The sequence below is a fragment of the Leisingera sp. F5 genome, assembly GCF_001593695.1.
The window spans coordinates 1-2461 of the sequence record NZ_LUKH01000441.1 but is presented as its reverse complement, the minus strand read 5'-3'; the positions used below and the strand labels follow the sequence as shown (position 1 = coordinate 2461).

General features: G+C 63.0%; 3 protein-coding genes. 2 read left to right on the top strand and 1 reads right to left on the bottom strand.

Features of this window, described 5'->3' with window-relative positions:
• Positions 1-93: 93 nt before the first annotated feature.
• Positions 94-492 (bottom strand): hypothetical protein, encoded by a 399-nt coding sequence (locus A2I95_RS31590; RefSeq protein WP_291736179.1) that lies wholly within the window; start codon positions 490-492, stop codon positions 94-96.
• 331 nt (positions 493-823) lie between these two features.
• On the opposite strand from A2I95_RS31590, the gene A2I95_RS31585 reads away from it, so the two are divergent.
• Together A2I95_RS31585 and A2I95_RS31580 are read left to right on the top strand one after the other, a co-directional pair.
• Positions 824-1246: a hypothetical protein gene (locus A2I95_RS31585; protein WP_051371942.1), complete on the top strand. Its 423-nt coding sequence runs from the start codon at positions 824-826 to the stop codon at positions 1244-1246.
• The coding region (locus tag A2I95_RS31580) for a terminase family protein (RefSeq protein ID WP_291736178.1) at positions 1239-2461 on the top strand (1223 nt) is incomplete at its 3' end. The genes A2I95_RS31585 and A2I95_RS31580, both read left to right, overlap by 8 nt.

Below are 2461 nucleotides of genomic sequence, written 5' to 3'. Positions count from 1 at the left end.
GGCTGAGGCTCGCAGACCGTTTATGGAAAGGGCGCCTTTGGGGCGCCCTTTTTGATGACAGGCCCAGGAACGGCCCGTATGGGCAGGCTGGCGTCAAGTATAGATGCAGATGTAGAAATTGGTCCCGCTCTGGTAGCCGCCGCACTTGTCATAGAATTCAATGGTTGCCTTGACGGTTTTTCCAGCCAGAGAGCCGAACTGCGAGCTCAGATCCACCGGTTGCATCGGCGTCACCACGCCGGAACAGCTGTTGCTGTAGTCATGCGAATATGTAGCGGTGTTCTCCGGATCGCTTTGATCCGTCATGGTCAGTTTGACCACATCGTCAACGGAGGTCTGGCCCTCGCCTCTGCGGCCGCCTGACATCACGATTGTGGCGTTTGCCGGAATGTTCACATAGTGGAGTGTGGCATCATAAAAGATCTTTCCGGCATCCCCCGGGACAGGTGTCGACTCTTGCGCGGTGGCAATCTGGTAATTGGTCCAACCCATGTGCGGTTCCTCGTTATCAAAAATGATGTTGCTGCACGGTGCTGTGCAGGCTTGACGCTACAATCTAAGATTGCATTTCGGAAAGAGTGTTTTTGCGGAAGATGCGCATTATTTGAATTACCTCGGTTCTATAGCCGCCCATCTCTGTATTCCCCTTTTTCAATGGCTTGGATGGTCTGTTCAAAAAGCGCAGCACCAACAGCGCCGGCCGCAGCCTGTTGCGGCCCCACCGTGCGCTGCTGCTCATGCAATTCTTGACAGCCACAGGTAAATCGTGTATAGGTTGAGTTGCAGCTGGAAGAAACATGGACGGCCCCGGACCCCTCCGACGGTGGCCGCCGCTCTTTCTCTTGTGCGGACAAAAACGCATGAGGCAGACAATTTCATGACAGATCATCCAACAGACCAGGATAGCGCCGCCGTTCTGACACGGCAGGTGCATTACACCGCCGATCTCCTGCGATCCCTGCAGGACAGCATCCACCGCCTGCGCAACGAGGCGGAAGAGCTGCGCGAACAGCTCGACGCACAAGGCGCCGACGAAGCGGCCGGCGCCAAAAGCCAGATCAGCAAACTGGAACAGCTGATCCGCGATTGCCAGAAAGTGGAGAGACTCCTTGCAGAACAATGCACCGAATTCGCCCGCATGCTCAAATCCGAACATGAACTCGATCTCGATGCGGCGCGCGCAGCTGTCGAGCGCGGACTTACTAGCCTGCGCGCCGCCCTCGCTCCAGAACTGGTTCTTGAATGAGCTGGACCGCAAGTCGCTCTGCGCGCTGCCGCATCTTTTTGACATCTGGGCGCTGGATCACCAGCGCCCGCCGCCGGGGGGCTGGCGCGCCTGGGTGATCCTGGGCGGCCGCGGCGCAGGCAAGACACGGGCAGGGGCCGAATGGATCCGCTCGCTCGCCGAAGGGCCTTGCCCGCATGATCCCGGCACCGCAAGGCGCATCGCACTGGTGGCGGAAACCTACGACCAGGTGCGCGATGTGATGATACATGGCGACAGCGGCATCCTGGCCTGTTCGCCGCCCGACCGCCGCCCCAAGTGGAAAGCGTCCGAGCGCAAGCTGGTCTGGCCCAACGGGGCGGAGGCGCAGGCGTTTTCCGCCCACGACCCGGAGGCCCTGCGCGGTCCCCAGTTCGATGCTGCCTGGGCAGATGAGCTGGCCAAATGGAAAAAGGGGCAGGAGAGCTGGGACATGCTGCAGTTTGCCCTGCGGCTGGGCCAGGACCCGCGGGTCTGCGTCACCACCACGCCGCGCAATGCGCCGGTGCTGAAACGGCTGCTGGCCTCGCCCAGCACCGTCCAGACCCACGCCGCGACCGAAGCCAACCGCGCCAATCTTGCACCGTCGTTCCTGGTGGAAGTGCGCGCGCGCTATGCAGGCACCCGGTTGGGCCGGCAGGAGCTGGACGGGGTGATGCTGGCCGATGTACAGGGCGCGCTCTGGACCACTGCGGCGCTGGCTGATGCACAAGTGGCAGAGGCGCCGCCGCTTGACCGGGTCGTGGTCGCCGTCGACCCGGCGGTCAGCGCAGGTAAAGGGTCCGACGCTTGCGGGATTGTGGTGGTCGGCGCCGTCACCCAAGGCCCGCCGCGGGACTGGTGCGCCTATGTTCTGGCGGATTGCACCGTGCAGGGCGTGGGTCCGCTGGCCTGGGCACAGGCCGCAATTGCCGCCCGCGATGCCCATGGCGCCGACCGGGTGGTGGCCGAAGTCAACCAGGGCGGCGCGCTGGTGGAAACCGTGCTGCGCCAGGCCGATCCGCTGGTGCCGTTCCGGGCGCTGCACGCAAGAAAAGGCAAATCGGCCCGCGCCGAACCCGCCGCGGCGCTCTATGAACAGGGTCGCGTCAAACATCTGCCGGGGCTGGGAGGCCTGGAGGACCAGATGTGCCTGATGACACCCCAAGGCTACCGCGGCAGCGGCTCACCGGACCGGCTGGATGCACTGGTCTGGGC

Excerpts from the sequence above, each read along its gene's own strand:
- A2I95_RS31590 (WP_291736179.1), bottom strand. The coding sequence starts at position 492 with ATGGGTTGGACCAATTACCAGATTGCCACCGCGCAAGAGTCGACACCT.